The sequence below is a fragment of the Streptomyces sp. NPDC126499 genome (genome assembly GCF_040302485.1).
Lineage (GTDB): Bacteria > Actinomycetota > Actinomycetes > Streptomycetales > Streptomycetaceae > Streptomyces.
The window spans coordinates 187,969-213,687 of record NZ_JBEOUO010000007.1; the positions used below are offsets into that span (position 1 = coordinate 187,969).

Below are 25,719 nucleotides of genomic sequence, written 5' to 3' on the forward strand. Positions count from 1 at the left end.
CCGCCGGCTCCCCGGGCTCGGTCGGCTCCCCTGGCCTCGGCTCCCCGGACTCCGCCGGCTGCCTCGGTCCCCTCGGCCCCGGACCGCCCGGTCACCGTCTTCTCCGTCACGCGCCCACCCCTTGCCTCCGCAGCTCCTTCGCCAGCCGGTACAGCCCGGCGATGTCCGCCCCGTCGCCCAGGAAGGGGAGCTCGTACGTCGGCACCCCGATGCCGTTCAGCGCCTCCCGCTGGGCGCGCTCCAGCTCCACCCGCTGGGCGTGCTCCGCGGCCTGTTCGAGCAGCGGCTCGACCAGCTTCGTGGCGCCCTTGATGCCGACGGACGCCAGCGTCCCGGCGATGGCCTCCCGGTGGTCACCGGAGGCGGCCCGTACCGCCGCCTCGTCCAAAACGTGCGGGCGGACCATGTTCACGATGGCGCGGCCGACCGGCAGTTCGGCCTCGCGCAGCTCGGCGATGCCGTCCGCCGTCTCCTGGACCGGCATCTCCTCCAGCAGCGTCACCAGATGCACGGCCGTGTCGGGGGACTTCAGGAAGCGCATGACCGCCTGGGCCTGATGATGTATCGGACCGATCCTCGCCAGGCCCGCCACCTCGTCGTTGACGTTCAGGAAGCGGGTGATCCGGCCGGTCGGCGGCGCGTCCATCACCACGTAGTCGTAGGTGAAGCCGCCGTGCTTCTCGCGGCGGCGGACCGCCTCGCACGCCTTGCCGGTCAGCAGCACGTCACGGACGCCCGGGGCTATCGTCGTCGCGAAGTCGATCGCGCCGAGCTTCTTCAACGCCCGGCCGGCGCTGCCCAGCTTGTAGAACATCTGGAGGTAGTCGAGGAGGGCGCGCTCGGCGTCGATCGCGAGGGCGAACACCTCGCCGCCGCCCGGCGCGACGGCAATCTTCCGCTCCTCGTACGGCAGCGCCTCCGTCTCGAAGAGCTGCGCGATGCCCTGCCTGCCCTCGACCTCGACGAGGAGGGTCCGCTTGCCCTCGGTCGCGAGGGCGAGCGCGAGTGCGGCGGCGACCGTCGTCTTACCGGTACCGCCCTTGCCGCTGACGACCTGGAGCCTGCTCACGCCTTCGAGCCTAACCACTGGCAGCCCGGCCCAATCAGAGGGTCGCCCCGGACGCGCCCCCCAATGCGCCCCCGCCGTCACCTAGGGGTTGCCCGGGGGACGCCTCGGAGGACCGCCCTCCGGCAGCGGCTACAGTCGCCTCATGACCAAGTGGGAGTACGCGACTGTGCCGCTGCTGGTGCACGCGACGAAGCAGATTCTTGACACCTGGGGCGAGGACGGCTGGGAGCTCGTCCAGGTCGTGCCCGGGCCGAACAACCCCGAGCAGCTCGTGGCCTACCTGAAGCGGGAGAAGTCCTCGTGAGCGGGACCGGGGCCGTCGAGGCGAAGCTCGCCGAGCTGGGCCTGACCCTGCCGGAGGTCGTGCCGCCGATCGCCGCCTACCAGCCGGCGGTGCGGTCGGGCGTGTACGTGTACACCTCGGGCCAGCTCCCGATGGTGGCCGGCAAGCTGCCGGTGACCGGCAAGGTCGGTGGCGAGGTGACGGCCGAGGAGGCCAAGGAGCTCGCCGCGACCTGTGCGCTCAACGCGCTGGCGGCCGTGAAGTCGATCGCCGGTGACCTGGACCGCGTCAAGCGGGTCGTGAAGGTGGTCGGCTTCGTCGCCTCCGCCCCCGACTTCACCGGGCAGCCGGGCGTCATCAACGGCGCCAGCGAGCTGCTCGGCGCCGTCCTCGGCGACAAGGGCGTGCACGCCCGCAGCGCCGTCGGCGTCACGGTCCTCCCGCTCGACGCGCCGGTCGAGCTCGAGGTCCAGGTGGAACTCGAAGCCTGAGCCAGGCACACCAGCGGGCAGGCAACCACAGAGCGCGACATCGCACCCCGTAGCACGGCACACGGCCGGTTTTCCACAGGCTGGAAAACCGGCCCTCGTGCATTTCCATGCTTGCGCATAGCATCCGGCCATGCCCAATGGTCAGTCGAATGGTCAGTGGTACCCACCGGAGTGGCCCGACCGCATCCGTGCCCTCGCCGCGGGCGAGCTGGTCCCCGCGACACCCAAGCGGGCCGCCACCGTGCTCCTCCTGAAGGACGGCTCCGACGGGACGGAAGACGGCGGCGGCCCCCTCGTCCACATGCTGCGCCGCCGCGCCTCCATGGCCTTCGCGGGCGGCGCCTACGCCTATCCGGGCGGCGGGGTCGATCCCCGTGACGAACACCCGGTGCGCTGGGCGGGCCCGTCCCGCGAGGAGTGGGCCGCCCGGCTCGGCCTCACCGACCCGGCGCAGGCGCAGGCCGTCGTGTGCGCCGCCGTGCGCGAGACGTACGAGGAGGCGGGCGTCCTGCTCGCCGGGGAGACGGCGGACACGGTCGTCGGCGACACGACCGGCGACGACTGGGAGAAGGACCGGGAGGCGCTGGTCGCCCGCGAGCTGTCCTTCGCGGACTTCCTCGACCGGCGCGGCCTCGTGCTGCGCTCGGACCTGCTGGGCGCCTGGGCCCGCTGGATCACCCCGGAGTTCGAGCCGCGGCGCTACGACACCTGGTTCTTCGTGGCGGCCCTCCCGGCCGGCCAGCGCACCCGGAACGCCTCCACCGAGGCCGACCGTACGGTGTGGATCCGCCCGGCGGACGCGGCCGCCGGCTACGACCGCGGCGAGCTGACGATGATGCCGCCGACCATCTCGACCCTGCGCGGGCTCCAGCGGTTCCGCAGCGCCGAGGAGGCCCTGGCCGCCGCCGCGGACCAGGACATGACCCCCGTACTGGCCGAGGCGCGCCTGGACGGTGACGCGGTGATCCTGAGCTGGCCCGGGCACGACGAGTTCACCAAGCACGTTCCGGCCACCTCGGACGCCCCGCCAACCCCGGACGCCTCGGCCACCTCGGACGCTCCGGCCACCCCGGACGCCCCCCCAACCCCGGACGCCTCGGCCACCCCAGACGCCCCGGCCACCCCGGACGCCCCGGCCACCCCGGCCACTCCCGCCACCCCGGACGCTCCCGGAGGTGCCGCATGAGCGACGCCGCCGCCCTCCCCGGGCAGCCGTGCGGGGCCGTGGTCTCCGGGCCCGCGACCGCCCGCACCGTCAACGTCCTGGCGCCGAACCCGTCCGCGATGACCCTGGACGGCACCAACACCTGGATCGTCGCCGAACCGGACTCCGACCTCGCCGTCGTCATCGACCCGGGCCCGCTCGACGAAGGTCATCTGCGGCGGGTGGTGGAGACCGCCGAGCGGCTCGGCAAGCGGATCGGCCTCACGCTGCTCACCCACGGCCACCCGGACCACGCCGAGGGCGCGGTGCGCTTCGCGGAGCTGACCCGGACCAAGGTGCGGGCGCTCGATCCGGCGCTGCGGCTCGGCGACGAGGGCCTCGCCGCGGGGGACGTGATCACCACCGGCGGGCTCGAACTGCGGGTCGTCCCCACACCCGGGCACACCTCGGACTCGCTCTCCTTCCACCTGCCGGCCGACCGGGCGGTGCTGACCGGGGACACCATCCTGGGGCGCGGCACGACGATCGTGGCCCATCCGGACGGACGGCTCGGGGACTACCTGGACTCGCTGCGGCGGCTGCGCTCGCTCACCCTCGACGACGGCGTGCGGACGGTCCTGCCGGGGCACGGACCGGTCCTGGAGGACGCGCAGGGTGCCGTGGAGTTCTACCTCGCGCACCGCGCCAACCGGCTCGCCCAGGTGGAGACGGCGGTCGAGAACGGCCACCGGACCGCGCCGGAGGTCGTGGCCCACGTGTACGCGGACGTGGACCGCTCGCTGTGGCCGGCCGCCGAGCTCTCGGTGCGGGCGCAGCTGGACTACCTGAAGGAGCACGGCCTGATCTGAGCCGGTTCGGCAGGCCGGGGGCCTCCGACGAGCCGGGGCCTCCGAGGGGGCCCCGGGAACCTTCCTGCCCCGAGATGTGTCTTACGCTCCGCTTACATCTGGCCGTAGCTCTCGGGGGGAAGCCCGTGTTCGTCATAGCCATCCTGCTGGTCATCGCGGCAGCGGTGCTCTACTTCGTCGGCCGCGCGAACGACACGCGCGGTCTCAAGCTCGGCGCCGTCGGCGCCCTGCTCGCCGGCCTGTTCTCGCTGATCGTGAGCATGACGTACGTGATCAGCGCGTACGAGGTCGGCGTGCCGGTCGCCTTCGGCAAGGTCGGTACGCCGATGTCCTCCGGCATGCACCTGAAGTCGCCGTTCACCAACGTCACGACGTTCTCCACGCGACCCGTGGACCTGAACCTCTCCGACAAGGACGTGGTCGAGGTCCGCTCGTCCCAGGGCGGTGTGATGTACGCCGAGGTCACCGTGAAGTGGGCCGTGCAGCCGTCCAAGGCCGTCGAGCTCTACAAGCTGGCCGGCAGCGAGGACGCCATCCAGCAGCGGCTCGTCTACCCCGACAGCCGTGAGATCGTGCGCAACGTCTTCGCCCGCCACACGAGCGAGCAGGGCTACGCCTCCGACCGCGAGAAGATCAACGCGGAGATCGCCGGCCTCATCAAGGAGCGCCTCGCCCCGCGCGGCATCGACGTCACCACCGTCAACCTGCGCAACGTGAAGCCCTCCGAGGCCCTGCAGGACCAGATCGACCGCAAGATCCAGCAGCAGCAGGCCACCGAGCGGGCCCTGGAAGCCGCCCGTACGGCCAAGGCGGAGTCCGACCGCCGCCGGATCGAGGCCGAGGGCATCGCCCGCGCCAACAAGATCCTCAACGACTCGCTGACCGACAAGGTCCTGATGAACCAGTGCATCGACGCCTACAAGGAGGCCTCCGCGAAGAACCCGGTCTACGCGGTGCCCTGTGGTGGCGGCGGCTCGAACCCGCTGATCGTGGACGGCACGAAGCGCTAGTCCGACGGCAGCCCTACGCGGCGATACGGAAGGGGGCCGCCCGGTCGAACCGGGCGGCCCCCTTCTCGTACGTACGAGGCGGAGCTAAGAAGCGGCGCTGCGAGGCCGCGCTACGAGGCGGTGCCAGGAGCAGACCTCACTACGAGGCGGTGCTCAGCGCGAGCGCTTCGCGAGGCGCTCCACGTCCAGGAGGATCACGGCGCGGGCCTCCAGGCGCAGCCAGCCGCGCTGGGCGAAGTCGGCGAGCGCCTTGTTGACCGTCTCGCGGGAGGCGCCGACGAGCTGGGCCAGCTCCTCCTGGGTGAGGTCGTGCACCACGTGGATGCCCTCCTCCGACTGCACGCCGAAGCGGCGCGACAGGTCGAGGAGCGCGCGGGCGACACGGCCCGGAACATCGGAGAAGACCAGGTCGGACATCTGGTCGTTGGTCTTGCGCAGGCGGCGGGCGACGGCGCGCAGCAGGGCGCTGGCCACCTCCGGGCGGGCGTTCAGCCAGGGCTGGAGGTCGCCGTGGCCGAGGCCGAGCAGCTTGACCTCGGTCAGCGCGGTCGCGGTGGCGGTGCGCGGGCCCGGGTCGAAGAGGGACAGCTCGCCGATCAGCTCGCCGGGGCCGAGGACCGCCAGCATGTTCTCGCGGCCGTCGGGCGAGGTCCGGTGCAGCTTCACCTTGCCCTCGGTGACCACGTAGAGCCGGTCGCCCGGGTCGCCCTCGTGGAACAGCGCGTCGCCACGGGCAAGCGTCGCCTCACTCATCGAGGCACGCAGCTCAGCGGCCTGCTCGTCGTCGAGCGCCGCGAACAGCGGGGCACGTCGCAGAACGTCGTCCACGAGTTCTCTCCTATGTCGACCTCAGTGCGATCAATCACAACAAGTTTGACTCACCGGACGGCCTTTCCGTACGTCAGGGGCCCGATTGGGTCGCGATCCGGTGTGCGCGGGGCGGATGTCGGTGGCGGCGCCTAGGCTGGCCGGGTGTCCAACTCGCCGGTGAGAGCACAGGCCAAGGGGGCTGGAAGAGTGCGGGTCGAAGGTAATTCCGCTGTGGGCGAACGCGGCGTGTCGAAACAGACGAAAGCGACGAAACGTACCCCGAAGGGGGCGGTCGGGGCGACGGAGTCCCCGTCGACCTCCACTTCGGCGGAGGAGCCCGCCACCCCGGCCACCCCCGCCGCCCAAGGCGTGATCAAGCCCGCGGCCAAGGCGAAGCCCGCGGCCGGCACCAAGCCAGAGGCGAGCACCAAGCCCGCGGCCAAGGCGAAGCCCGCGGCCGGCACCAGGCCCGTGGCCGGCACCAGGCCCGCAGCCAAGGCGAAGCCCGAATCCCGCCTCGCCATGGTGCGGCGCGCCCGGAAGATCAACCGCGAGCTCGCCGAGGTCTATCCGTACGCCCACCCCGAGCTCGACTTCCGCAACCCCTTCGAGCTCCTGGTCGCCACGGTCCTGTCCGCCCAGACGACCGACCTGCGGGTCAACCAGACCACCCCCGCGCTCTTCGCGAAATACCCGACCCCCGAGGACCTGGCCGCCGCCGTCCCCGAGGAGGTCGAGGAGCTGATCCGGCCGACCGGCTTCTTTCGCGCCAAGACCAAGTCGATCATGGGGCTCGCCACCGCCCTCAGGGACGACTTCGGCGGCGAGGTGCCCGGGCGCCTGGAGGACCTGGTCAAGCTGCCCGGCGTCGGCAGGAAGACCGCCTTCGTGGTCCTCGGCAACGCCTTCGGCGTGCCCGGCATCACCGTCGACACCCACTTCATGCGCCTGGTCCGCCGCTGGAAGTGGACCGAGCAGGAGGACCCGGTCAAGATCGAGGCGGAGATCGCCGAGATCTTCCCGAAGAGCGAGTGGACGATGCTCTCGCACCGGGTGATCTTCCACGGCCGGCGCATCTGCCACGCCCGCAAGCCCGCGTGCGGCGCCTGCCCGATCACCCACCTCTGCCCCGCCTACGGGGAGGGCGAGACCGACCCGGAGAAGGCGAAGAAGCTCCTGAAGTACGAGATGGGCGGCTTCCCCGGCCAGCGGCTCAATCCGCCCCCGGACTATCCCGGCCGCCCGGCACCCCCGCTGGGCGCGAGCTCGTGAGGGCCCCCGACGGCCCCGGGGCACCGGGGGAACGAACCCACACTCCGACCGCGTTGTGAAACACGGGGGTGCCTATGACGCGCACTGATGAAGAGCTCCACGGAGCGGGCGGACTGCTCGACCGGGACGGGCTGCCCGACTGGCTGGCCCCCGTCGACCGGGCGGCACGCACGGTCGCGCCCGAGCAGCTGAGCCGCTTCCTCCCGCCCGAGGACGGCGCCGGGCGGCAGTCCGCCGTGCTCGTGCTCTTCGGCGAGGGGGCGCGCGGCCCCGAGCTGCTGCTGATGGAGCGCTCCGGCAGCCTGCGTTCGCACGCTGGACAGCCTTCCTTCCCCGGCGGCGCGCTGGACCCCGAGGACGGCGACCCGGCCGGGAGCGGGCCGCTGCGGGCCGCGCTGCGTGAGGCGCAGGAGGAGACCGGACTCGACCCGGCCGGCGTCCAGCTGTTCGGCGTGCTGCCCCGGCTCTACATCCCCGTCAGCGGCTTCGTCGTGACCCCCGTGCTCGGCTGGTGGCGCGACCCCAGCCCCGTCGGTGTCGTCGACCCCGCCGAGACCGCCCGGGTCTTCACCGTCCCCGTGGCGGATCTCACGGACCCCGCGAACCGCGCGACGGCTGTGCACCCCAGGGGCCACACGGGCCCCGCGTTCCTGGTCGAATCGGCCCTGGTCTGGGGTTTCACCGCCGGAGTGATCGACCGGATCCTGCATTACGCGGGCTGGGAGCGCCCCTGGGACCGGTCCAAGCGGGTCCCGCTCGACTGGAGGTCATGACAGGCTGACCCCGGGGCGACCGAAGACGAATCTGCGAGGCTATTGACGGTGAACGTGCTGGACATCCTGTTGCTGCTCGCCGCCGTGTGGTTCGCGATCATCGGTTACCGCCAGGGATTCGTCGTCGGCATCCTCTCGGTGATCGGGTTCCTCGGCGGCGGTCTCGTCGCCGTCCTGCTGCTGCCGGTCATCTGGAACCAGCTGACCGATCACAGCCAGGTCACCACGACCGCGACGGTCATCTTCGTGATGGTGGTCATCGTCTGCGCCTCCGTCGGCCAGGCCTTCACCACCCATCTCGGCAACAAGCTGCGCCGGCACATCACCTGGACCCCCGCGCGCGCCCTGGACGCCACCGGCGGCGCCCTGGTCAACGTGGTCGCGATGCTGCTGGTCGCCTGGCTGCTCGGCTCGGCCCTGGCCCTCACCGCCGTGCCCACGTGGGCCAAGCAGGTCCGCAACTCCAAGGTGCTGCTGGGCGTCGAGGAGGTGATGCCCGATCAGGCATCCCGCTGGTTCAGCGACTTCACCTCCACGCTCGCCCAGAACGGCTTCCCCCAGGTCTTCAACCCCTTCGCCAACGAGCCCATCACCGAGGTCCGGCCGCCGGACCCGGCGCTCGCCGGCAGCCCGGTCGCCGAGCGCGCCCAGCGCTCGATCGTCAAGGTCGTCGGGACCGCCCCGAGCTGCGGCAAGGTCCTCGAAGGCACCGGCTTCGTCTTCGCCGAGCGCCGGGTCATGACCAACGCCCATGTCGTCGGCGGTGTCGACGAGCCGACGGTGCAGATAGGCGGCGAGGGCAAGCTCTACGACGCCAAGGTCGTGCTCTACGACTGGGAGCGCGACATCGCGGTCCTCGACGTGCCCGATCTGGACGCCAGGCCGCTGGAGTTCACCGACCGGGACGCCCGCAGCGGCGACAACGCCATCGTGGCCGGCTTCCCGGAGAACGGCGCGTACGACGTCCGCTCGGCGCGCGTGCGCGGTCGGATCACCGCCGACGGGCCCGACATCTACCGCCGCGGCGAGGTGCGCAGGGACGTGTACTCGCTGTACGCGACGGTCCGTCAGGGCAACTCCGGCGGCCCGCTGCTCACCGAGGACGGCAAGGTCTACGGCGTGATCTTCGCCCGGTCCCTCGACGACGCCAACACCGGCTACGCGCTGACGGTCGACGAGATCCAGGAGGACATCACCCGGGGCCGCGCGGCCAACCAGCAGGTCGACAGCCAGGGCTGCGCCCTCTAGAGCGTCCCGGCCCGGGGCCGCGCTGTGCAGGGCCCGCACCGCGGGCCGCGCCCCTTCGGAGCGGAGCCCGGACCGCGCCCGAGGGCGGGTCCCGCAGGCTCTCAGGGAGCGCCGCGGGACCCGCCCTCGGGCATTGCCTAGGTGCGGGTGTGGCGCAGCCGCGCCGAGACCCAGCGGGCCCGGCGGCGCAGGATGCGCGAGATTCCCACGTCCGCCTCGGGGTGCGAGTGGCCGTGGTCCTGCGTACCGCCCCGCTCGGGGGCGGCCGATCCGCCGATCGAGCGGCGGTCGCGTGCCGTGTCACCGTAGTCGTGCGTCCAGCCCATACCGGGACGTGTGCCCGGGCCCCAAGGTCGGTAACCTCCCCGGAGCCCGCCAATTGGCGTATGCGCGGGGCACATGGCAGTTCGACGGACGCCTGAGCGTCAGCGGTCCGGCTCGGGGTCCTTGAGCCAGTTGACGAGCTCGGTGGTGAATGCGACGGGGTCCTCCTCGTGGGGGAAGTGCCCGAGTCCGTCGAAGAGCCGCCAGCGGTACGGGGCCTCCACGTACTGCCCGGAGCCGGCCGCGCTGCGGGTCCGCATCACCGGGTCGAGCGAGCCGTGCAGATGCAGCGTGGGCACCCGCACGGGCCGCTTCATGCGCCGGTTGAACTGGATGCCGTCCGGCCGGGCCAGGGAGCGGACCATCCAGCGGTACGGCTCGATCGAGCAGTGCGCGGTCGACGGGATGCACATCGCCCGCCGGTAGACCTCCAGGGCCTCCTGGTCGGCGGCGGACCGGGGATTCGGCCCGGACCAGTCCTCGATCAGTCTGCCCACGAGCGCCGCCTCGTCCGCGACGAGCTGACGCTCCGGCAGCCACGGCCGCTGGAAGCCCCATACGTGGGAGCCGGCCCGGGTCTGCGAGAAGTCGGCGAGCATCGCCGAGCGCCAGCGGCGCGGGTGCGGCATGGAGGAGACCGCGAGCCGGCGCACCAGCTTGGGCCGCATCACGGCGGCGGTCCAGGCGAGGTAGCCGCCCAGGTCGTGGCCGACGAGCGCGGCGTCCGGCTCGCCGAGCGAGCGGATCACGCCGGTGATGTCGAGGGCCAGGTTGGCCGGGTCGTAGCCCCGTGGCGTACGGTCGCTGCCGCCCACGCCGCGCAGGTCCATCGCCACGGCCCGGAACCCGGCCTCGGCGAGGGCGGGCAGCTGGTGGCGCCAGGTCCACCAGAACTGCGGGAAGCCGTGCAACAGGAGCACCAGCGGGCCGTCGCCCATCTCGGCGATGTGGAAGCGGGCACCGTTGGCCGCCACGTCACGGTGGGTCCACGGCCCGTCGATGCGGACGGGGCTTCCGCCGTTGGCGCTGCTGCTCTCAGGGACGGTCATGCAGACGAGCGTGCCACAGACGGGGCCTTGTCCAGGGCGATCGGCGCCGCGTCGGCGACCGGACGAGGATGCGGCTTGACGTTCTGCATGATCGCCGCCGTCTGCTTGGCCGAGGCGATGGTCTTCTCCGGCTTCTTGACCTTCTTGAACTTGGCCACGGCGAACACCGCGAGCAGCCCGGCGAGCAGCACGTTCGCCGCGAACGAGAGCAGGAAGCACCAGACCATGTTCCAGCCGCCGTTGCCGTTGTGCCCGCCGGTCCAGGCGTTGATGGCGTAGGCGAGCGCGAAGCTCAGCAGCGGCAGCGAGAACAGCAGCACGACGCCCGCCGCCATTCCGGCCGCGCCACCCATCGCGCCGCGCTTGACGTCCTGGCGGATCTCGGCCTTGGCCAGGGCGATCTCGTCGTGCACCAGTGCGGACATCTCGGCGGTCGCCGAGGCGACCAGCTGGCCGAGGCTGCGCTCGGCTCCGTCGAACGGGTCGCTCATGGCTGTTCCCTCTCCTCTTCTACGGTCCGACCTCAGATCATGCCGGACGGTCGGCCTCATCGCGCGGTGCCCCCGCCAGTCGGGCGCGCTCCCGGTGTTCGGCGGCCTTCCGCTCGTGGATCGCGGCCATGCGCAGGTGGTACTCCGGGTTGTGCTCCTCGTAGACGTCGGGGATGCCGTCCTCGTCGTCGTCGCGCTCCTCCTCCACGACCAGCGCCTGGTACTTGCGGACCCGCAGCTTCAGCAGCACGGAGGCGAGCACGGCGGCCGTCAGCGAGCCGACGAGGACGGCGGCCTTGACCTCGTCGGTCAGGGCGGCGTCGCCGGCGAAGGCGAGCTCCCCGATGAGCAGCGAGACGGTGAAGCCGATGCCGGCGAGCGAGGCGACGGCGAAGACGTCCGGCCAGGCCAGCTCGGGGTTGAGCTCGGCCCTGGTGAAGCGGGCGGCGAGCCAGGTGCCGCCGAAGATGCCGATGGTCTTGCCGACCACGAGCCCGAGGACGACGCCGAGGGTGACGGGCTGGGTGAAGACGTCGCCGAGGGCGCCGCCGGAGACCGCGACCCCGGCCGAGAACAGGGCGAACAGCGGCACGGCGAGACCGGCGGAGAGGGGGCGTATCAGGTGCTCGATGTGCTCGCCGGGGGAGTGCTCCTCGCCCTCCCGGGTGGTGCAGCGCAGCATCAGGCCCATGGCGACGCCGGCGATGGTGGCGTGGACGCCGCTGTTGTACATCAGGCCCCAGATGACCAGGGCGAGCGGCACGTACACGTACCAGCCGTGGACGCCCTTGCGCAGCAGCAGCCAGAAGACGGCGAGTCCGGCGACGGCACCGCCGAGGGCGGCGAAGTTCAGGTCGCCGGTGAAGAAGACCGCGATGATCAGAATGGCGAACAGGTCGTCGACCACCGCGAGGGTGAGCAGGAAGGCCCGCAGCGCGGACGGCAGGGAGGTGCCGATCACGGCGAGGACGGCGAGCGCGAAGGCGATGTCGGTGGCGGTGGGCACGGCCCAGCCCGCGAGGCTGCCGTCGCCGACCGTGTTGACCAGGACGTAGACGAGGGCGGGTGCCGCCATGCCGCAGACGGCGGCGATGACGGGAAGGGCGGCGGCCTTGGGGTCGCGCAGCTCGCCCGCGACGAGTTCACGCTTCAGCTCGATGCCGGCGACGAAGAAGAAGATCGCCAGCAGGCCGTCGGCGGCCCAGTGCTGGACGGAGAGGTCGAGCCCGAGGGCGGCCGGCCCGATGTGGAGGTCCCGCAGGGAGGCGTAACTGTCCTTCAGGGGTGTGTTGGCCCACACCAGCGCGACGATGGCGGCCACGAGCAGCAGCACTCCGCCGACGGTCTCGGTGCGCAGGGCGGCGGCGAGGAACCGGCGCTCGGGCAGCGAGAGGCGGCCGAGGAAGCTGGGGCGGTGGGACGTGGGCGCGGGCACGGTGAGAACCTCCGGTCGGTGGGCAGCGCGGAGCACATGCCGACCAGACTTCCCGGCGCACCTAGGTTTCCTTGTCACGTCATTGACGCGTTCCTTACCCTACCTAAAGATGCTCGGTGGCGTCCGGTGATGGTCACTTTATGCGCATACGGGGACGGCGGCACGCCCTGTGGACAACCACCTGTGGATCACGCGAAGGCGCCCGCCCCGGGGCCCGGGACGGGCGCTCACCTGCGTTTTCGCCGCTCAGTCCTCGCTGGAGGCGGCCGGCATCTTGGTCTGGATGAGGTCCATGACCGACGAGTCCGTCAGGGTGGTGACGTCGCCCAGTTCGCGGTTCTCGGCGACGTCCCGCAGCAGGCGCCGCATGATCTTGCCGGAGCGGGTCTTGGGCAGTTCGGCCACGGGCAGGATCCGCTTCGGCTTGGCGATCGGGCCGAGGGTGGCGCCGACGTGTTTGCGCAGCTCGGCGACCAGGCTGTCGTCCTCGCTGGCCGTTCCGCGCAGGATGACGAAGGCGACGATCGCCTGGCCGGTCGTCTCGTCGGCGGCGCCGACGACGGCCGCCTCGGCGACGGCCGGGTGGGAGACGAGCGCGGACTCGACCTCGGTGGTGGAGATGTTGTGGCCGGAGACCAGCATGACGTCGTCGACCCGGCCGAGCAGCCAGATGTCGCCGTCGTCGTCCTTCTTCGCACCGTCGCCGGCGAAGTACCTGCCCTCGAAGCGGGACCAGTAGGTGTCGATGAAGCGCTGGTCGTCACCCCAGATGGTGCGGAGCATCGACGGCCACGGCTCGGTCAGGACCAGGTAGCCGCCGCCTCCGTTCGGCACCTCGTTCGCCTCGTCGTCGACGACGGTGGCGGAGATGCCGGGCAGCGGGCGCTGGGCGGAACCGGGCTTGGTCTCGGTGACGCCCGGCAGCGGGGAGATCATCATGGCGCCGGTCTCGGTCTGCCACCAGGTGTCCACGATGGGGCACCGGTCGCCGCCGATGTGCTTGCGGTACCACATCCACGCCTCGGGGTTGATCGGCTCGCCGACGGAGCCGAGGACGCGCAGCGACGACAGGTCGAACTTGGCGGGGATGTCGTCGCCCCACTTCATGAAGGTGCGGATCGCGGTCGGCGCCGTGTAGAGGATGGTGACGCCGTACTTCTGCACGATCTCCCAGAAGCGCCCCTGGTGCGGGGTGTCCGGGGTGCCCTCGTACATGACCTGGGTCGCGCCGTTGGCCAGCGGCCCGTACACGATGTACGAGTGGCCGGTGACCCAGCCGATGTCGGCGGTGCACCAGTAGACGTCGGTCTCCGGCTTGAGGTCGAAGACGGCGTGGTGGGTGTACGCGGCCTGGGTCAGGTAGCCGCCGGAGGTGTGCAGGATGCCCTTCGGCTTCCCGGTCGTGCCGGAGGTGTAGAGGATGAACAGCGGGTGCTCGGCCTCGAAGGCCTCGGGGGTGTGCTCGGCGGACTGGCGGGCGACGACGTCGTCCCACCAGACGTCGCGCCCCTCGGTGAAGGCGGTCTCCTGGCCGGTGCGGCGGACCACGAGGACGTGCTCGACCTGCGGGCAGCGGGCGACGGCCTCGTCGATCGCCGGCTTGAGCGCGGACGGCTTGCCGCGGCGGTAGCCGCCGTCGGCGGTGACGACCAGCTTGGCGTCGGCGTCCTGGATGCGGGAGGCGACGGCGTCGGCCGAGAAGCCGCCGAAGACGACCGAGTGGGCGGCCCCGATGCGGGCACAGGCCAGCATCGTGATGGCGGCCTCGGGGATCATCGGCAGGTAGACGGCGACCCGGTCGCCCTTGCGGACACCCAGCTCGGTGAGGGCGTTGGCGGCCCTGGACACCTCGTCCTTGAGCTCGGCGTAGGTGAGGGAGCGACTGTCGCCGGGCTCGCCCTCGAAGTGGATGGCGACCCGGTCCCCGTTGCCGGCCTCGACGTGCCGGTCCACGCAGTTGTACGCCACGTTCAGCTCGCCGTCGGCGAACCACTTGGCGAAGGGCGGGTTCGACCAGTCCAGGATCTCGGTCGGCTCGGTGGCCCAGGTGAGCCGCTTGGCCTGCTCGGCCCAGAAGCCCAGCCTGTCCGCCTTGGCCTGCTCGTACGCCTCCGCCGTGACGTTGGCGTGCGCGGCCAGCTCGGCCGGCGGCGCGAAGCGGCGTTCTTCCTTGAGCAGATTGGCCAAGGATTCGTTGCTCACGACATCTCCCTTTCCCAGGGCGTCCTACGTGCCTGTGTGTCCCGCGTCATAGCTCATCAGCCAGATGCCCGGGTGACAAGAGCCTCCGGGCAATTGGTTTAGACCTGTGAGCGGCATGCGGAGGTGGCCCCCGCTCCCCGAGCGGAGGGGAGCGGGGGCCACACACTTTCACGGACGAACGGAACGGAAGGTTCAGGACGCGCGGGCGGTCTCCCGGGCGCCGCTGCCCGGCAACGGCATGGCACCGGGCCGGTCGCCGGCTCCGGCCGCCGTCGGCGGCACGTGGTTGAAGACGTCGTCGTAGCTGTGCACCTCGTCCGTGCCGGCCAGCAGATAGGCCTGCGCCTCGCCCACGTGGAAGTACATCCCGTGCAGGGTCAGCGTGCCCTCGGCGAGCCGCCGCGCCACCGACTCGTACGCGCGCAGGTGCTCCAGCTGCTGGACGACATTGGTCAGGCACAGCTGCTCGACCTCGTCGGCCGGCAGCCGCCCGGAGATCCTGGCCCAGGCGTGCCTGCGGCTCTCCATCCGCTCCAGGCTCGGCCGGCCGTGCCGCAGCCAGCGGCGCAGGGGGCTCGAGGGGTCGTCGGGCCCGCTGTTCAGCAGGGCCTGCATCGCGCCGCAGCCGGAGTGGCCGCAGACCGTGATCGAGTCGACCCGCAGCACCTCCACCGCGTACTCGATCGCCGCCGCGACCGAGTCGTCCCCGCTCTCCTCGCCGGGCAGCGGCACCAGATTGCCCACATTGCGTACGGTGAACAGGTCGCCGGGGCCGCTGGACGTGATCATGCTGGTGACCAGCCGGGAATCGGCGCAGGTCAGGAAGAGCTGGGAAGGCCGCTGCCCCTCCCGGGCCAGCCGGGCCAGCTCGTCCCTGACCAGCGGGGCGGTGTCCCGCTGGAACGCGCCGATGCCGCTCGCCAGCCGCTGCGCGGTCGTGGTGGTCCCGGGCGCTTCGCCGTCGGTCTCGCTGGCCGGCTGCTCCTGGCACTGGTGGTTGCGCCACGGCGTCCACGGCCGGCAACAGGAGTGCCCGCCGGACCCGGACCCGGCTCTGGAGCCCTCGGCGTCGGATGCGTCCACCGGTCCGTGACCATGCGTCGGTTCGGTGATCCGCAGACCGGAGGGGCCGGTCATGTCGACGCTGCCGCCATGGGCCAGATGCGAGGTCTGCCAGTCGTGCAGCGTCTCGTACGCCGCGTGGTCCATGAACGAACCATCGAGCTCCACGACGACGTCGGCGCCCGCCGGGAGCTGGTGCAGGGTACGGCTCAGCCGCGGCACCGCGAGGAAGGTCAACTGCCCGCGGATACGGATCAGATGGCGCCCGTCCCGCTCCTCCCGGGTGATCCGGGTACGGGCGAGGCGGTGCATCGCCACGGCGACCGCCACCGCGATGCCGATGGCCACGCCCTGGAGGAGGCCGATGAACACCACACCCGCCACCGTCACCGCGTACACCAGCACTTCGCGGTGGCGGGTGACCGTGCGGATGTGGGTGATGCTGACCATCTGGACGCCGACCACCATGACGAGGGCGGCGAGCGCGGGCAGCGGGATGAGCTCCAGCAGCGGGACCAGGAGCAGGGCCGCGAGCACGATCCACACGCCGTGCAGAATCGCCGAGTTGCGACTCACCGCGCCTGCCGTGACGTTGGCGACACTGCGCACCGCGACCCCGGCCACGGGCAGACCGCCGAGCGCGCCGGAGACCATGTTGGCCGCGCCGAGGCCGGCGAGTTCGCGGTCGAGCCGCGAGCGCGGCACGCCGGCGCCGCCGGTGTCGGCGGCGCGCTTGGCGGCCAGCTTGTCGATGGCGACGGCGGACAGCAGCGACTGCACGCTGGTGACCAGCGTGATGGTGAGCACCCCGGCCGCGAGCCCGAGGACCGGCCCGTCCGGGAGCCCGGGCAGGGCGTGGCTGGTCCAGGCCGGCAGGTCGACCCGCGGCACGCCGAGACCGGCGAGCACGGCGAGCGCCGTCGCGGCGGCGACCGACGAGAGCGCCGCGGGGACCGTGCGCAGCAGTCGTCCTGTACGGCCGGGCAGGCGCGGCCAGAGCAGCAGCAGGGCGACGGTGAGGGCGCTGACGGCGACCGCGGCCGGGGACACCTCGGCCAGCTGGGCGGGCAGTCCGAGGGCGTTGTCCACGGGGGAGCTCTGGGGGCTGCCGCCGAGCATGATGTGCAGCTGTGCGAGGGCGATGGTGACGCCGATGCCCGCGATCATCCCGTGGACGATGGCGGGGGAGACGGCGAGGGCGGAGCGGGCCACCCGCAGGGCCGCCAGGCCGACTTGGGCGAGTCCGGCGAGGAGCGTGATGACGCAGGTGGTGCGCCAGCCGTAGCGCTGGATCAGCTCCGCGGTGACCACGGTCAGTCCGGCGGCGGGGCCGCTGACCTGGAGGGGCGAACCGCCGAGGCGGCCGGCCACGATGCCGCCGACGGCGGCGGCCACCAGGCCGGCCTGGAGCGGCGCGCCGGTGGCGAGGGCGATGCCGAGCGAGAGGGGCAGGGCGATCAGGAAGACGGTGATGGACGCGGAGACGTCCGCGCCGGCGATGCGGAAGCGGCGGCGGGGACCGTCCGCGCCGTCCGGCGGGCTGTGGGGCCGCTGGACGCGAGGTCGGTTGGTCGTGCGGTCAGGGGTGCAGAGAGTCATGTTCCCGTCTCCTCCGGGGGCAGCGCGGTCGCGGCTCGTGCGGGGTGCAGCGGCGGGATACCGATCAACGCTCGGTAAATGAACAGTAATGGAGAGTAAAGACTCCGGCATTATTTTCGGGGCAAACAGGGCAATGATTCACCGATTCCGGTGACAGAACGTGCCCATGCCGCTTGTCGGCGACGCTCCCCGGCCGTCGTGGTGCGACGTTGACGCCGCTCGTACGGAAATCCGAGGATCCGAGGAGAGGTGTGCGGATGTCAGCCGCCGCGAGAGGGACCGCAGTCCACAAGAGGGCCTCAGTCCAGAAGAGGGCGCTCGCCGTCGGCGCCCTCGCCGTCGCGCTCGCCACCGGCCTGGCCGGCTGTTCGGGCTCCGGCGGTTCCGCCCCGGGCGGGGGTCCGGGCGGCGCGGGAGCCGAGAAGGGCCCCGCCGGGGCCCCGCAGAGCGCGGTGCGGCTGATCGGCGACGGCTCCACCGCCTTCACCGGCGCCCAGCCCCACCAGCCGGTCTGGGAACGCCTGAAGCCCGGTCAGCAGCCGCCCCAGTTCGTGGTGTTCTCCTGGGACGGAGCCGGTGAGGACAGCCAGAAGCTCTTCTCGCACTTCCGCAAGGTGGGCAAGAAGTACGGCGCGACGATGACGTACTTCCTCAGCGGCGTCTACCTCCTGCCGCAGGAGAAGCGCGAGCTGTACAACCCGCCGCGGCACTCCCCGGGCCGCTCCGACATCGGCTTCAACGACGTCGAGGGCATCCGCGACACCGTGCGCGAGCTGCGGGGCGCGTGGGAGGAGGGCAACGAGATCGGCACCCACTTCAACGGCCACTTCTGCGGCAAGGACGGAGGCGTGGGCACCTGGTCGGTCGAGGAGTGGAAGAGCGAGATCAACCAGGCCAAGTCCTTCGTCAAGAACTGGAAGACCAACGCCGGTCTGCAGGCGGAGAAGCCGCTTCCGTTCGACTACGACAAGGAGCTCGTCGGCGCCCGCACGCCGTGCCTGGAGGGCCGCAAGAACTTCGTCCGGGCGGCGGCCCAGATGGGCTTCCGCTACGACACCAGCGGCGTCAACGACCAGATCTGGCCCAAGAAGGACATGGGCCTGTGGGACCTGTCGCTGCAGCTCGTCCCCATGCCGGGGCGCGCCTTCCAGACGCTGTCCATGGACTACAACTTCCTGGTCAACCAGTCCGGGACGACCAAGGGCGACCCGTCGATGCACCGGTTCTGGGGCAACCAGATGCGCGACGGGCTGGTGCAGGCCTTCGAGCGGTCGTACCGGGGCAACCGGGCGCCGCTGATCATCGGCAACCACTTCGAGTCCTGGAACGGCGGCACGTACATGCGCGCCATCGAGGAGACGATCGCGACGGTCTGCGTGCAGAAGGACGTCAAGTGCGTCTCCTTCCGCCAGCTCGCCGACTGGCTCGACGCCCAGGACCCGGACGTCCTCGCCAAGCTCCGCACGCTGAAGGTCGGCGAGGCCCCGCCGGGCGGCTGGCAGTCCTTCCTGGCGCCCCAGCCCGCCGTGCCGGCCGGCCCCCCGGCCCCGGCGACCCAGCCGGCCGCCGCGCGCCAGTGACCGCCGGACGCCACTGACCGCCGGCACCACCCTGTCGGCCTCCAGACCGGTCGACGCCACGGCCCGGGCCGGATCTCGTGACGAGGTCCGGCCCGGGCCGCCGACGCGGGGCGCCTCAGCTCGGCTGGGGCACGGCGAGTCGCTCGTCGAGGACGAACCCGGGGTCGACCTGCGCCGCCAGGTCCGCCCCGGTCTTGGCGTTGCCCCAGCTCTCCGCGTTCCTCAGATGGAAGTGGACCATCTGGCGCGTGTAGCGCTCCCAGTCGCGGTGGGCGTACGAGTCGTCCGCCGCGTTCTGGAGCGTCTGGAGGGCCGTGCGGTTGGTGGCCTCCAGGAGCTCGAAGCGGGGCGGGCGGCCCTTCTCCATGGCGCGGACCCAGTCGGAGTGGCCGACCGTCACCAGGAGGTCGTCACCCACCTCCGCGCGCAGGAACTCCACGTCCTCCGGGCCCTGCACCTTGTTGCCGACGACCCTCAGGGCGACCCCGAAGTCCCGCGCGTACTCCTTGTACTGGCGGTAGACGGAGACGCCCTTACGGGTCGGCTCGGCGACCAGGAAGGTCATGTCGAAACGGGTGAACATGCCGGAGGCGAAGGAGTCGGAGCCGGCGGTCATGTCGACGACCACGTACTCGTCCGGGCCGTCCACCAGGTGGTTCAGGCACAGCTCCACCGCGCCGACCTTCGAGTGGTAGCAGGCCACACCGAGGTCCGACTCGGTGAACGGGCCCGTGGCCATCAGCCGGATGCCGCCGTCGTCCAGGGCCACCGGCCGGGCGCAGGCCTCGTAGACCGGGTTGTCCTCGCGGACCCGCAGGAGCCGCGAACCCTCCCCGGGGGGCGTGGTCTTGATCATCGTGTCGGCGGAGGCGATCCGCGGGTTCGAGCCCCGCAGGTACTCCTTGATCAGCGGCAGGTGCGCGCCCATCGCGGGCAGCGCCGCCGCCTCCTCGTCGGAGAGGCCGAGCGCCGCCCCGAGGTGCTGGTTGATGTCGGCGTCGACCGCGAGGACCGGAGCCCCGGCGGCGGCGAGGTGTCGAATGAAGAGCGAGGACAGCGTGGTCTTGCCGCTGCCGCCCTTCCCCACGAAAGCGATCTTCATGTTCACCTAGCGTAGCGGCACGCTCGCGGCGTGTGGTCAAGCTGCGTGAAGAAGACCACTCCAAGGTGGGGCGGGCGCCCTGGACGCGTAGCCTCCCTACTTATGAGTACGCACGCCTCTGACCCCCTGGCCACCCTCGGCTCCCTGCCGGGCGTCGCCGATTCGGTGGACTCCGTACGCAAGGCCGTCGACCGGGTCTACGGCCACCGCGTGATGCGCCGCCGCAGCAACGAGATCACCTCCGAGGCGGCGCTGCGTGGGGCGCGCGCCTCGGCCGCGCTCTCGGGCGCCGACTGGGCCCTGGAGGAGGTCCGGCGGCGTACGGACTTCAGCGCGGACGCGGAGGCCCGCACGGTCGGCGGGGCCCTGCGGCTGACGGCGGAGTGCGGTCAGCTGCTCTCCATCTGGCGCCAGTCGCCGCTGCGGGTGCTCGCCCGGCTGCACCTGGTCGCCGAGGGTGAGCCGCGCGACTCGACGGGCCGGCCGCGCCAGGCGGGCGAGGCGGTGGACGAGCCGCTGATCGAGGCGCCGCTGCCGGATCCGGCCGAGGTCTCGGGCCGGCTCGACGGGCTTGCCGACCTGATCATCGCGGGCGGCAACGCCCCGGCCCTGGTCACGGCCGCCGTCGTGCACGGCGAGCTGCTCGCCCTGCGGCCCTTCACCTCGCGCAACGGCTTGGTGGCGCGGGCGGCGGAGCGGATCGTGCTGGTCGGCAGCGGGCTCGACCCGAAGGCGATCTGCCCGGCCGAGGTCGGCCACGCGGAACTCGGGCGGGCGGCCTATCTGGCCGCCTTCGAGGGATACCTGTCGGGGACCCCGGAGGGCATGGCCACCTGGATCGCGCACTGCGGTCGGGCGGTGGAGCTCGGCGTCCGGGAGTCGACGGCGGTCTGCGAGGCGCTGCAGCGCGGCGCGGCCTGAGGCCGCGCACCCTCGGCAGAGGGGCGCGCTGACAAGGGGTGGCCTGACGAGGATTGCGCTGTCGTTGCGCCGACAAGGGTTGCGGCGGTACCAGACTTCGGTACCGCCGCTGGCACGTCCGCCCAGTTACCAAGCGTCCTCGATATGTGCCCATCAGGCGGGGAACTTTGCCCTTCGCCTGGTGCGGCTGGCCCTTAATCGAAGGGTCGACGTCGCGTGGGTGCCAGGTTTCCGTGCTTAGGTCCGTGGGGCCTTCTTGCTCAACAGGTGATCCTCTCGGATGTCCTAGGTCTCGCGGGCCTGATTCCTTTCTACTCCTGTCCGGAAGGAAGCGAAAGTCCTGGCTCCGCTTCTTTGCTTTCGTCTCAAATCCGGGCAAAGCGATCGGCGAGAGGAACGGCCTTGGCGGCCGTCGCCGCGCGGGTCAGCGCGGCCTGCCGACGGCGACTGGCGTACCAGACGAGTCCGGCGGTGGCCGCCGCCGCGCCCACGGCCGCGGCGGCGACGAGGGCCGGGCGAGGCGGCATCCGGAACTCCGGCAGCCGCTGCTTGAGCCGGACCGGCCTGTTGAAGACCAGCACCGGCCAGTCCCGGGCGGTCGCCTCCCGGCGCAGCGTCCGGTCGGGGTTCACGGCGTAGGGGTGGCCCACGGCCTCCAGCATCGGCAGATCGGTCGCGGAGTCGCTGTAGGCGTAGCAGCGGGACAGGTCGTACCCCTCGGACTCGGCGAGCTCGCGGACCGCCTCCGCCTTGGTCGGGCCGTACGCGTAGTACTCCACCTCGCCCGTGAAGCAGCCGTCCTCGCCGACCACCATCCGGGTGGCGACCACCCGGTCGGCGCCGAGCATCTCGCCGATGGGCTCGACCACCTCGGCCCCGGACGTCGAGACGATCACGACGTCGCGGCCGGCGGCGTGGTGGTCCTCGATGAGCGAGGCCGCCTCGTCGTAGATGAGCGGGTCGATGAGGTCGTGCAGCGTTTCCGCCACGAGCTCCTTGACCTGGGCGACGTTCCAGCCTTTGCAGAGCGTCGAAAGATATTCGCGCATCCGCTCCATCTGGTCGTGGTCTGCTCCGCCCACCAGGTAGACGAACTGGATGTACGCCGTCCGCAGCGCGGCACGGCGACTGATCAGTCCGCCCCGGTAGAAGGACTTGCTGAAGGTCAGCGTCGAGGACTTCGCAATGACCGTCTTGTCCAGGTCAAAGAAGGCGGCTGCGCGCGGCATCGAGTGGTTTTCCACGAGCCCGAGCATAGGTGCCCGCCATTCGGCGTACGCTCGGGCGTGTGGGTTTGCCTGAGAAGGCTCTCGGGTACACCATGGAAGTCACGGATCGTTCGCGACCGTGCTAACCCGGACCGGCTCCTCCCCCCCCGAGTCGGCCGGAGAGACGACCCCCGCTCTCCCCCCCGGCGGGGGTCGTCGCATGTCCGGACGCGTTTTCGTCCATCGTTGCACCATCTTCGCCTCTCCCTTCGACCCACGCCCGCCATCGGGCGTCCGAGCGTGAGCACCCTCGTTTCGTTACTCACCGTAGTCGAAGGGATGCTCTCCGGGCAGTACCTGTTCGGGTGGCGAAGTTATTCACAGGCGATGAGTTATCCACAGTTTTTGACCAAGATCCACAAGATTTCCGATACGCCTGCACGGTGATTCCGGCCCGCGAAGTCCGCGGACCGCAGGAATCACGTGAGGGGTGTGCCGTGAAGGGATCGAAGGCTTCCGGAACGCGGATGCGAGACGGGGCGGCGATCAGCCCGTACGCGAGCACGGGTCGGGCCGCCAGGCCGGGCGGGGACGGACGGGAACGTGCGGGTGCGGGTGCGAGTAGAGGTGGGGGCGGGGGCGGGCCGGCGGGGTACGCGGCCGCACAGGACGCGGAGAGCGCGGACGGAGTGCGGCCGGCCCGCCCGCTGATCGTCACCGAGGACCTCGTGCTCCTCGACGACCTGCTGCGGCTGTGCGCCGCCGCCGGTGCCGAGCCCGAGGTACACCACACCGTGCCCGAGCACCGGGCGGCCTGGACCGACCCACCGCTCGTCCTCGTCGGCGACGACGCGGCGGCCCGCTGCCGCGGCGCCACCCGCCGGCCCGGCGTGCTGCTCATCGGCCGCGAGCCGGACGACCCGGGCATGTGGCGGCACGCCGTCGAGATCGGGGCGGAGAGCGTCCTGATCCTGCCCGATGCCGAAGGCCGCCTCGTCGACCTGATCGCCGACGCCGTCGAAGGAGCCGACGGGCAGGCGCTGACCGTGGGCGTCATCGGCGGACGAGGAGGCGCCGGAGCGTCGACCCTCGCCTGCGCCCTGGCCCTCGCCGCGGCGCGCGCCGGCCGGCGCACTCTGCTCGTCGACGGCGACCCGCTCGGCGGCGGACTCGACGTGCTGCTGGGCGGAGAGCGGGTCGAAGGGCGGCGCTGGCCCGACTTCGCCGCCTCGAAGGGACGCGTCGCCGGCGGCGCCCTGGAGGAGTCGCTGCCCTCGGTGCGGGGCCTTCGGGTGCTCAGCTGGGACCGGGGCGACTCGGTCCTCGTGCCACCGGAGGCCATGCGCTCGGTGCTGGCCGCCGCCCGCAGGCGCGACGGGGTCGTCGTGGTCGACCTGCCCCGCAGGATCGACGGCGCCGCCACCGAGGCCCTCGCCCAGCTCGACCTCGGCCTGCTGCTCGTCCCCGGGGAACTGCGGGCCGTCGCCGCTGCCCAGCGTGTGGCCTGCGAGGTCGGCATGGTGCTCGCGGACCTCCGCGCGGTGGTGCGCGGGCCCTACGCGCCCGGGCTCGACGAGCGGTGGATCGCCGACGCCCTGCGACTGCCCCTCGCCGGCGAACTCCCCTACGAACCGGGCCTCTCGGCGGCCGGAGACGGCGGATCACCACCCGGCACCGACGCCCGCGGCCCACTCGCCCGGTTCTCCACCGCGTTCTGGGACCGGGTCCTGCTCCCGGAGCGTGCGGCATGAGCGGCGCGGGGCTGCTCGACGCCGTGCGGCAGCGGCTCGCCGAGAGCGGCGCCGAGCCGACCCCGGCACGGGTCGCGGCGGCGCTGCGCGCCCAGGGCCGTCTGCTCGGGGACGCCGAAGTGCTCGGCGCGGCCGAGGAACTGCGCAGCGAACTGGTCGGCACCGGACCACTGGAGCCGCTGCTCGCCGACCCGGACGTCACCGACGTCCTGGTCTGTGCGCCCGACCGCGTCTGGGTGGACCGCGGCGCGGGGCTCGAACCGACCGGGGTGACGTTCCCGGACGCGGCGGCGGTACGGAGGCTCGCCCAGCGGCTCGCGGCCGTGGCCGGACGACGCCTCGACGACGCCCGGCCCTGGGTGGACGCCCGGCTGCCGGACGGCACCCGGATGCATGCCGTCCTTCCGCCGGTCGCCGTCGGCTCCACCTGTCTGTCGTTGCGGGTGGTGCGGCCGAGGGCCTTCTCCGTACGGGAGCTGGCCGACGCGGGCACCGTCCCGCCGGGCGGCGAGCCGGTGCTGAGGGCGCTCGTCGAGGCCCGCGTCTCGTTCCTCGTCAGCGGCGGCACCGGCTCGGGCAAGACCACCCTGCTGTCCACGCTGCTCGGCCTGGTGGGCGCGCGGGAGCGGATCGTCATCGCCGAGGACTCGGCCGAACTGCGCCCCGACCACCCCCACGTGGTGCGCCTGGAGGCACGCCCGCCCAACCAGGAGGGCGCCGGCCTCGTGACGCTGCGGGACCTGGTGCGGCAGGCGCTGCGGATGCGGCCGGACCGGCTCGTCGTCGGCGAGGTCCGGGGCCCTGAGGCGGTCGACCTGCTGGCCGCCCTGAACACGGGCCACGAAGGAGGCTGCGGGACGGTCCACGCCAACACGGCGGCGGACGTCCCCGCCCGTCTCGAAGCCCTGGGAACGGCGGCCGGCCTCGACCGGGCCGCCCTGCACAGCCAGTTGGGCGCCGGTCTCTCGGCGGTGCTGCACCTGGTGCGGGACCGGTCCGGGCGGCGGCGGATCGCCGAGGTGCACGTCCTCGAACGGGACCGGGACGGACTGGTGGTGACGGTGCCCGCGCTGCGCTGGGCGGCGGACGGATTCGAGCGGGAGCGGGGCTGGGGGCGACTGCGGTCGCTGATCGGAGGGGAGCGGTGACGACGATGACGATGCCGGGCGGACTCCCGGCGCAGGCAGCGGCGGCGCTGTGCGCGGTGGCGGCGCTGTGGTGGACGGCGGAGGGTGAACGGGCGGCCCGCAGGGCCCGTACGGTTCTGGCCCTGCCGGGCGGCCCCGGGGTGTCGCTCTGGCCGGTGGTCGCCGGACGGTGGTGGCAGGCGGTGCGCGGTCGGCGGGAGTGGCTGTGCCTGCCGGTGGCGGGAGCGCTCGCGCTCCTTGGCTCCTCGCCTCTTCCGCTGCTCGTCGGGGCGGCCGCCGTGCCGCTGGTCGGGCGCGGGCTGCGGGCGGCCCGCGCCGGGCGGGAGCAGGAGGCACGCGCCGACCGGGTGGTGACGCTGTGCGGGACGGTCGCCGGAGAGCTCAGAGCGGGTCGGCAGCCCACGCAGGCGCTCGCCTACGCGGCACGGACGACGGGGGCGCTCGACCAGGACGAGGCCGCGGTCCTCGCGGCGGCCCGGTTCGGCGGGGACGTGCCCGAGGCACTGCGGCGCGCGGCGCGGCGGGACGGTGCCGACGGCCTCGCGGGAATGGCCGCCTGCTGGCAGGTGGCCGTGGACGGCGGCGCCGGTCTGGCCGCCGGCCTCGACCGACTGGAGGCCGCCCTGCGCGCCCACCGGGACCAGCAGCAGCGGCTGCGCTCCCAACTGGCCGGCGCGTGGGCCACGGTGGCCGTGCTGGCCGTCCTTCCGGTCGCAGGGCTCGGCCTCGGTGCGGCCCTCGGCGCCCGCCCGCTGTGGGTGCTGCTGCACACTCCCGCGGGCCTGGGATGCCTGGTCGTCGGCGGCGTTCTGGAGGCCCTGGGGCTCTGGTGGGCGGCCCGGATCGTGCGGGCGGGTGAGCGGCCGTGACGGCACTGC

The 25,719-nt window shown here is 72.3% G+C and carries 23 protein-coding genes; 13 read left to right on the forward strand and 10 right to left on the reverse strand.

The window, feature by feature from the left end; translation table 11 throughout:
• Positions 1-106: 106 nt before the first annotated feature.
• Positions 107-1,069 carry an ArsA-related P-loop ATPase gene (locus ABTZ91_RS12760; RefSeq protein ID WP_352077150.1) on the reverse strand — a complete coding sequence of 321 codons (963 nt, stop codon included), beginning with the start codon at positions 1,067-1,069 and terminating at the stop codon, positions 107-109.
• Positions 1,070-1,211: 142 nt separating this feature from the next.
• Here ABTZ91_RS12760 and ABTZ91_RS12765 point away from each other — a divergent pair, with 142 nt between their 5' ends.
• From ABTZ91_RS12765 to ABTZ91_RS12785, 5 genes are all read left to right on the forward strand, one after another.
• Positions 1,212-1,373 carry a DUF4177 domain-containing protein gene (locus tag ABTZ91_RS12765; RefSeq protein WP_005314434.1) on the forward strand — a complete coding sequence of 54 codons (162 nt, stop codon included), beginning with the start codon at positions 1,212-1,214 and terminating at the stop codon, positions 1,371-1,373.
• Positions 1,370-1,843: a RidA family protein gene (locus ABTZ91_RS12770; protein WP_352077151.1), complete on the forward strand. Its 474-nt coding sequence runs from the start codon at positions 1,370-1,372 to the stop codon at positions 1,841-1,843. The genes ABTZ91_RS12765 and ABTZ91_RS12770 overlap by 4 nt, the downstream gene beginning before the upstream one ends.
• Before the next feature lie 130 nt (positions 1,844-1,973).
• Positions 1,974-3,029: an NUDIX hydrolase gene (locus ABTZ91_RS12775; protein WP_352077152.1), complete on the forward strand. Its 1,056-nt coding sequence runs from the start codon at positions 1,974-1,976 to the stop codon at positions 3,027-3,029.
• Positions 3,026-3,856 carry an MBL fold metallo-hydrolase gene (locus ABTZ91_RS12780; protein WP_352077153.1) on the forward strand — a complete coding sequence of 277 codons (831 nt, stop codon included), beginning with the start codon at positions 3,026-3,028 and terminating at the stop codon, positions 3,854-3,856. The genes ABTZ91_RS12775 and ABTZ91_RS12780 overlap by 4 nt, the downstream gene beginning before the upstream one ends.
• Positions 3,857-3,981: 125 nt before the next feature.
• On the forward strand, positions 3,982-4,866 hold the full coding sequence (locus tag ABTZ91_RS12785; RefSeq protein ID WP_352077154.1) for a prohibitin family protein: 885 nt from the start codon (positions 3,982-3,984) through the stop codon (positions 4,864-4,866).
• Positions 4,867-5,019: 153 nt separating this feature from the next.
• Here the strand turns inward: ABTZ91_RS12785 and ABTZ91_RS12790 are convergent, their stop codons facing one another.
• Complete coding sequence (locus ABTZ91_RS12790; RefSeq protein ID WP_046910193.1) at positions 5,020-5,694, reverse strand: Crp/Fnr family transcriptional regulator; 675 nt, start codon at positions 5,692-5,694, stop codon at positions 5,020-5,022.
• Positions 5,695-5,838: 144 nt separating this feature from the next.
• Here ABTZ91_RS12790 and nth point away from each other — a divergent pair, with 144 nt between their 5' ends.
• The 3 genes from nth to ABTZ91_RS12805 all read left to right on the forward strand — a co-directional run bounded on the left by nth (position 5,839) and on the right by ABTZ91_RS12805 (position 8,969).
• Positions 5,839-6,948 carry an endonuclease III gene (gene nth, locus ABTZ91_RS12795; RefSeq protein WP_407077943.1) on the forward strand — a complete coding sequence of 370 codons (1,110 nt, stop codon included), beginning with the start codon at positions 5,839-5,841 and terminating at the stop codon, positions 6,946-6,948.
• A 74-nt stretch (positions 6,949-7,022) separates the two neighbouring features.
• A complete protein-coding gene (locus tag ABTZ91_RS12800; protein ID WP_352077155.1) occupies positions 7,023-7,721 on the forward strand; it encodes a CoA pyrophosphatase in 699 nt (232 codons plus the stop codon).
• 48 nt (positions 7,722-7,769) lie between these two features.
• Positions 7,770-8,969, forward strand: a complete 1,200-nt coding sequence (locus tag ABTZ91_RS12805; RefSeq protein ID WP_352077156.1) for a MarP family serine protease — start codon at positions 7,770-7,772, stop codon at positions 8,967-8,969.
• Between the two features lie 137 nt (positions 8,970-9,106).
• On the opposite strand, the gene ABTZ91_RS12810 is transcribed toward ABTZ91_RS12805, so the two are convergent.
• From ABTZ91_RS12810 to ABTZ91_RS12835, 6 genes are all read right to left on the reverse strand, one after another.
• A complete protein-coding gene (locus ABTZ91_RS12810) occupies positions 9,107-9,295 on the reverse strand; it encodes a hypothetical protein (protein WP_352077157.1) in 189 nt (62 codons plus the stop codon).
• Between the two features lie 99 nt (positions 9,296-9,394).
• Positions 9,395-10,342 carry an alpha/beta hydrolase gene (locus ABTZ91_RS12815; protein WP_352077158.1) on the reverse strand — a complete coding sequence of 316 codons (948 nt, stop codon included), beginning with the start codon at positions 10,340-10,342 and terminating at the stop codon, positions 9,395-9,397.
• Positions 10,339-10,833 carry a phage holin family protein gene (locus ABTZ91_RS12820; RefSeq protein ID WP_352077159.1) on the reverse strand — a complete coding sequence of 165 codons (495 nt, stop codon included), beginning with the start codon at positions 10,831-10,833 and terminating at the stop codon, positions 10,339-10,341. The genes ABTZ91_RS12815 and ABTZ91_RS12820 overlap by 4 nt, the downstream gene beginning before the upstream one ends.
• Positions 10,834-10,870: 37 nt before the next feature.
• A complete protein-coding gene (gene nhaA, locus ABTZ91_RS12825; RefSeq protein ID WP_352077160.1) occupies positions 10,871-12,268 on the reverse strand; it encodes a Na+/H+ antiporter NhaA in 1,398 nt (465 codons plus the stop codon).
• Between the two features lie 246 nt (positions 12,269-12,514).
• Positions 12,515-14,470 carry an acetate--CoA ligase gene (acs, locus tag ABTZ91_RS12830; RefSeq protein ID WP_352077161.1) on the reverse strand — a complete coding sequence of 652 codons (1,956 nt, stop codon included), beginning with the start codon at positions 14,468-14,470 and terminating at the stop codon, positions 12,515-12,517.
• Positions 14,471-14,662: 192 nt separating this feature from the next.
• On the reverse strand, positions 14,663-17,131 hold the full coding sequence (locus ABTZ91_RS12835) for a SulP family inorganic anion transporter (protein WP_352077162.1): 2,469 nt from the start codon (positions 17,129-17,131) through the stop codon (positions 14,663-14,665).
• Between the two features lie 257 nt (positions 17,132-17,388).
• Here ABTZ91_RS12835 and ABTZ91_RS12840 point away from each other — a divergent pair, with 257 nt between their 5' ends.
• Entirely contained in the window at positions 17,389-18,711 is a 1,323-nt protein-coding gene (locus tag ABTZ91_RS12840; protein WP_352077163.1) for a hypothetical protein, read from the forward strand.
• 115 nt (positions 18,712-18,826) lie between these two features.
• Here the strand turns inward: ABTZ91_RS12840 and ABTZ91_RS12845 are convergent, their stop codons facing one another.
• Positions 18,827-19,813 carry an ATP-binding protein gene (locus ABTZ91_RS12845; protein ID WP_352077164.1) on the reverse strand — a complete coding sequence of 329 codons (987 nt, stop codon included), beginning with the start codon at positions 19,811-19,813 and terminating at the stop codon, positions 18,827-18,829.
• Positions 19,814-19,915: 102 nt separating this feature from the next.
• Between ABTZ91_RS12845 and ABTZ91_RS12850 the strand changes: the two genes are divergently transcribed.
• Positions 19,916-20,734 (forward strand): oxidoreductase, encoded by an 819-nt coding sequence (locus ABTZ91_RS12850; RefSeq protein WP_352077165.1) that lies wholly within the window; start codon positions 19,916-19,918, stop codon positions 20,732-20,734.
• Between the two features lie 365 nt (positions 20,735-21,099).
• Here ABTZ91_RS12850 and ABTZ91_RS12855 read toward each other — a convergent pair whose 3' ends face one another.
• Positions 21,100-21,990 (reverse strand): HAD-IB family hydrolase, encoded by an 891-nt coding sequence (locus tag ABTZ91_RS12855; RefSeq protein ID WP_352077166.1) that lies wholly within the window; start codon positions 21,988-21,990, stop codon positions 21,100-21,102.
• Positions 21,991-22,469: 479 nt separating this feature from the next.
• Between ABTZ91_RS12855 and ssd the strand changes: the two genes are divergently transcribed.
• Genes ssd through ABTZ91_RS12870 form a run of 3 tightly spaced genes read left to right on the forward strand, consistent with a single transcriptional unit; the run spans position 22,470 to position 25,710 of the window.
• The gene (gene ssd / locus ABTZ91_RS12860) at positions 22,470-23,693 is read left to right on the forward strand and encodes a septum site-determining protein Ssd (RefSeq protein WP_352077286.1); all 1,224 of its coding nucleotides are present in this window, start codon (positions 22,470-22,472) and stop codon (positions 23,691-23,693) included.
• Positions 23,690-24,841, forward strand: coding sequence for a TadA family conjugal transfer-associated ATPase (locus ABTZ91_RS12865; protein WP_352077167.1), 1,152 nt, complete (start codon positions 23,690-23,692; stop codon positions 24,839-24,841). Before ssd ends, ABTZ91_RS12865 begins: the two co-directional genes overlap by 4 nt.
• Before the next feature lie 5 nt (positions 24,842-24,846).
• Positions 24,847-25,710: a type II secretion system F family protein gene (locus ABTZ91_RS12870; RefSeq protein WP_352077287.1), complete on the forward strand. Its 864-nt coding sequence runs from the start codon at positions 24,847-24,849 to the stop codon at positions 25,708-25,710.
• Positions 25,711-25,719: the final 9 nt, after the last annotated feature.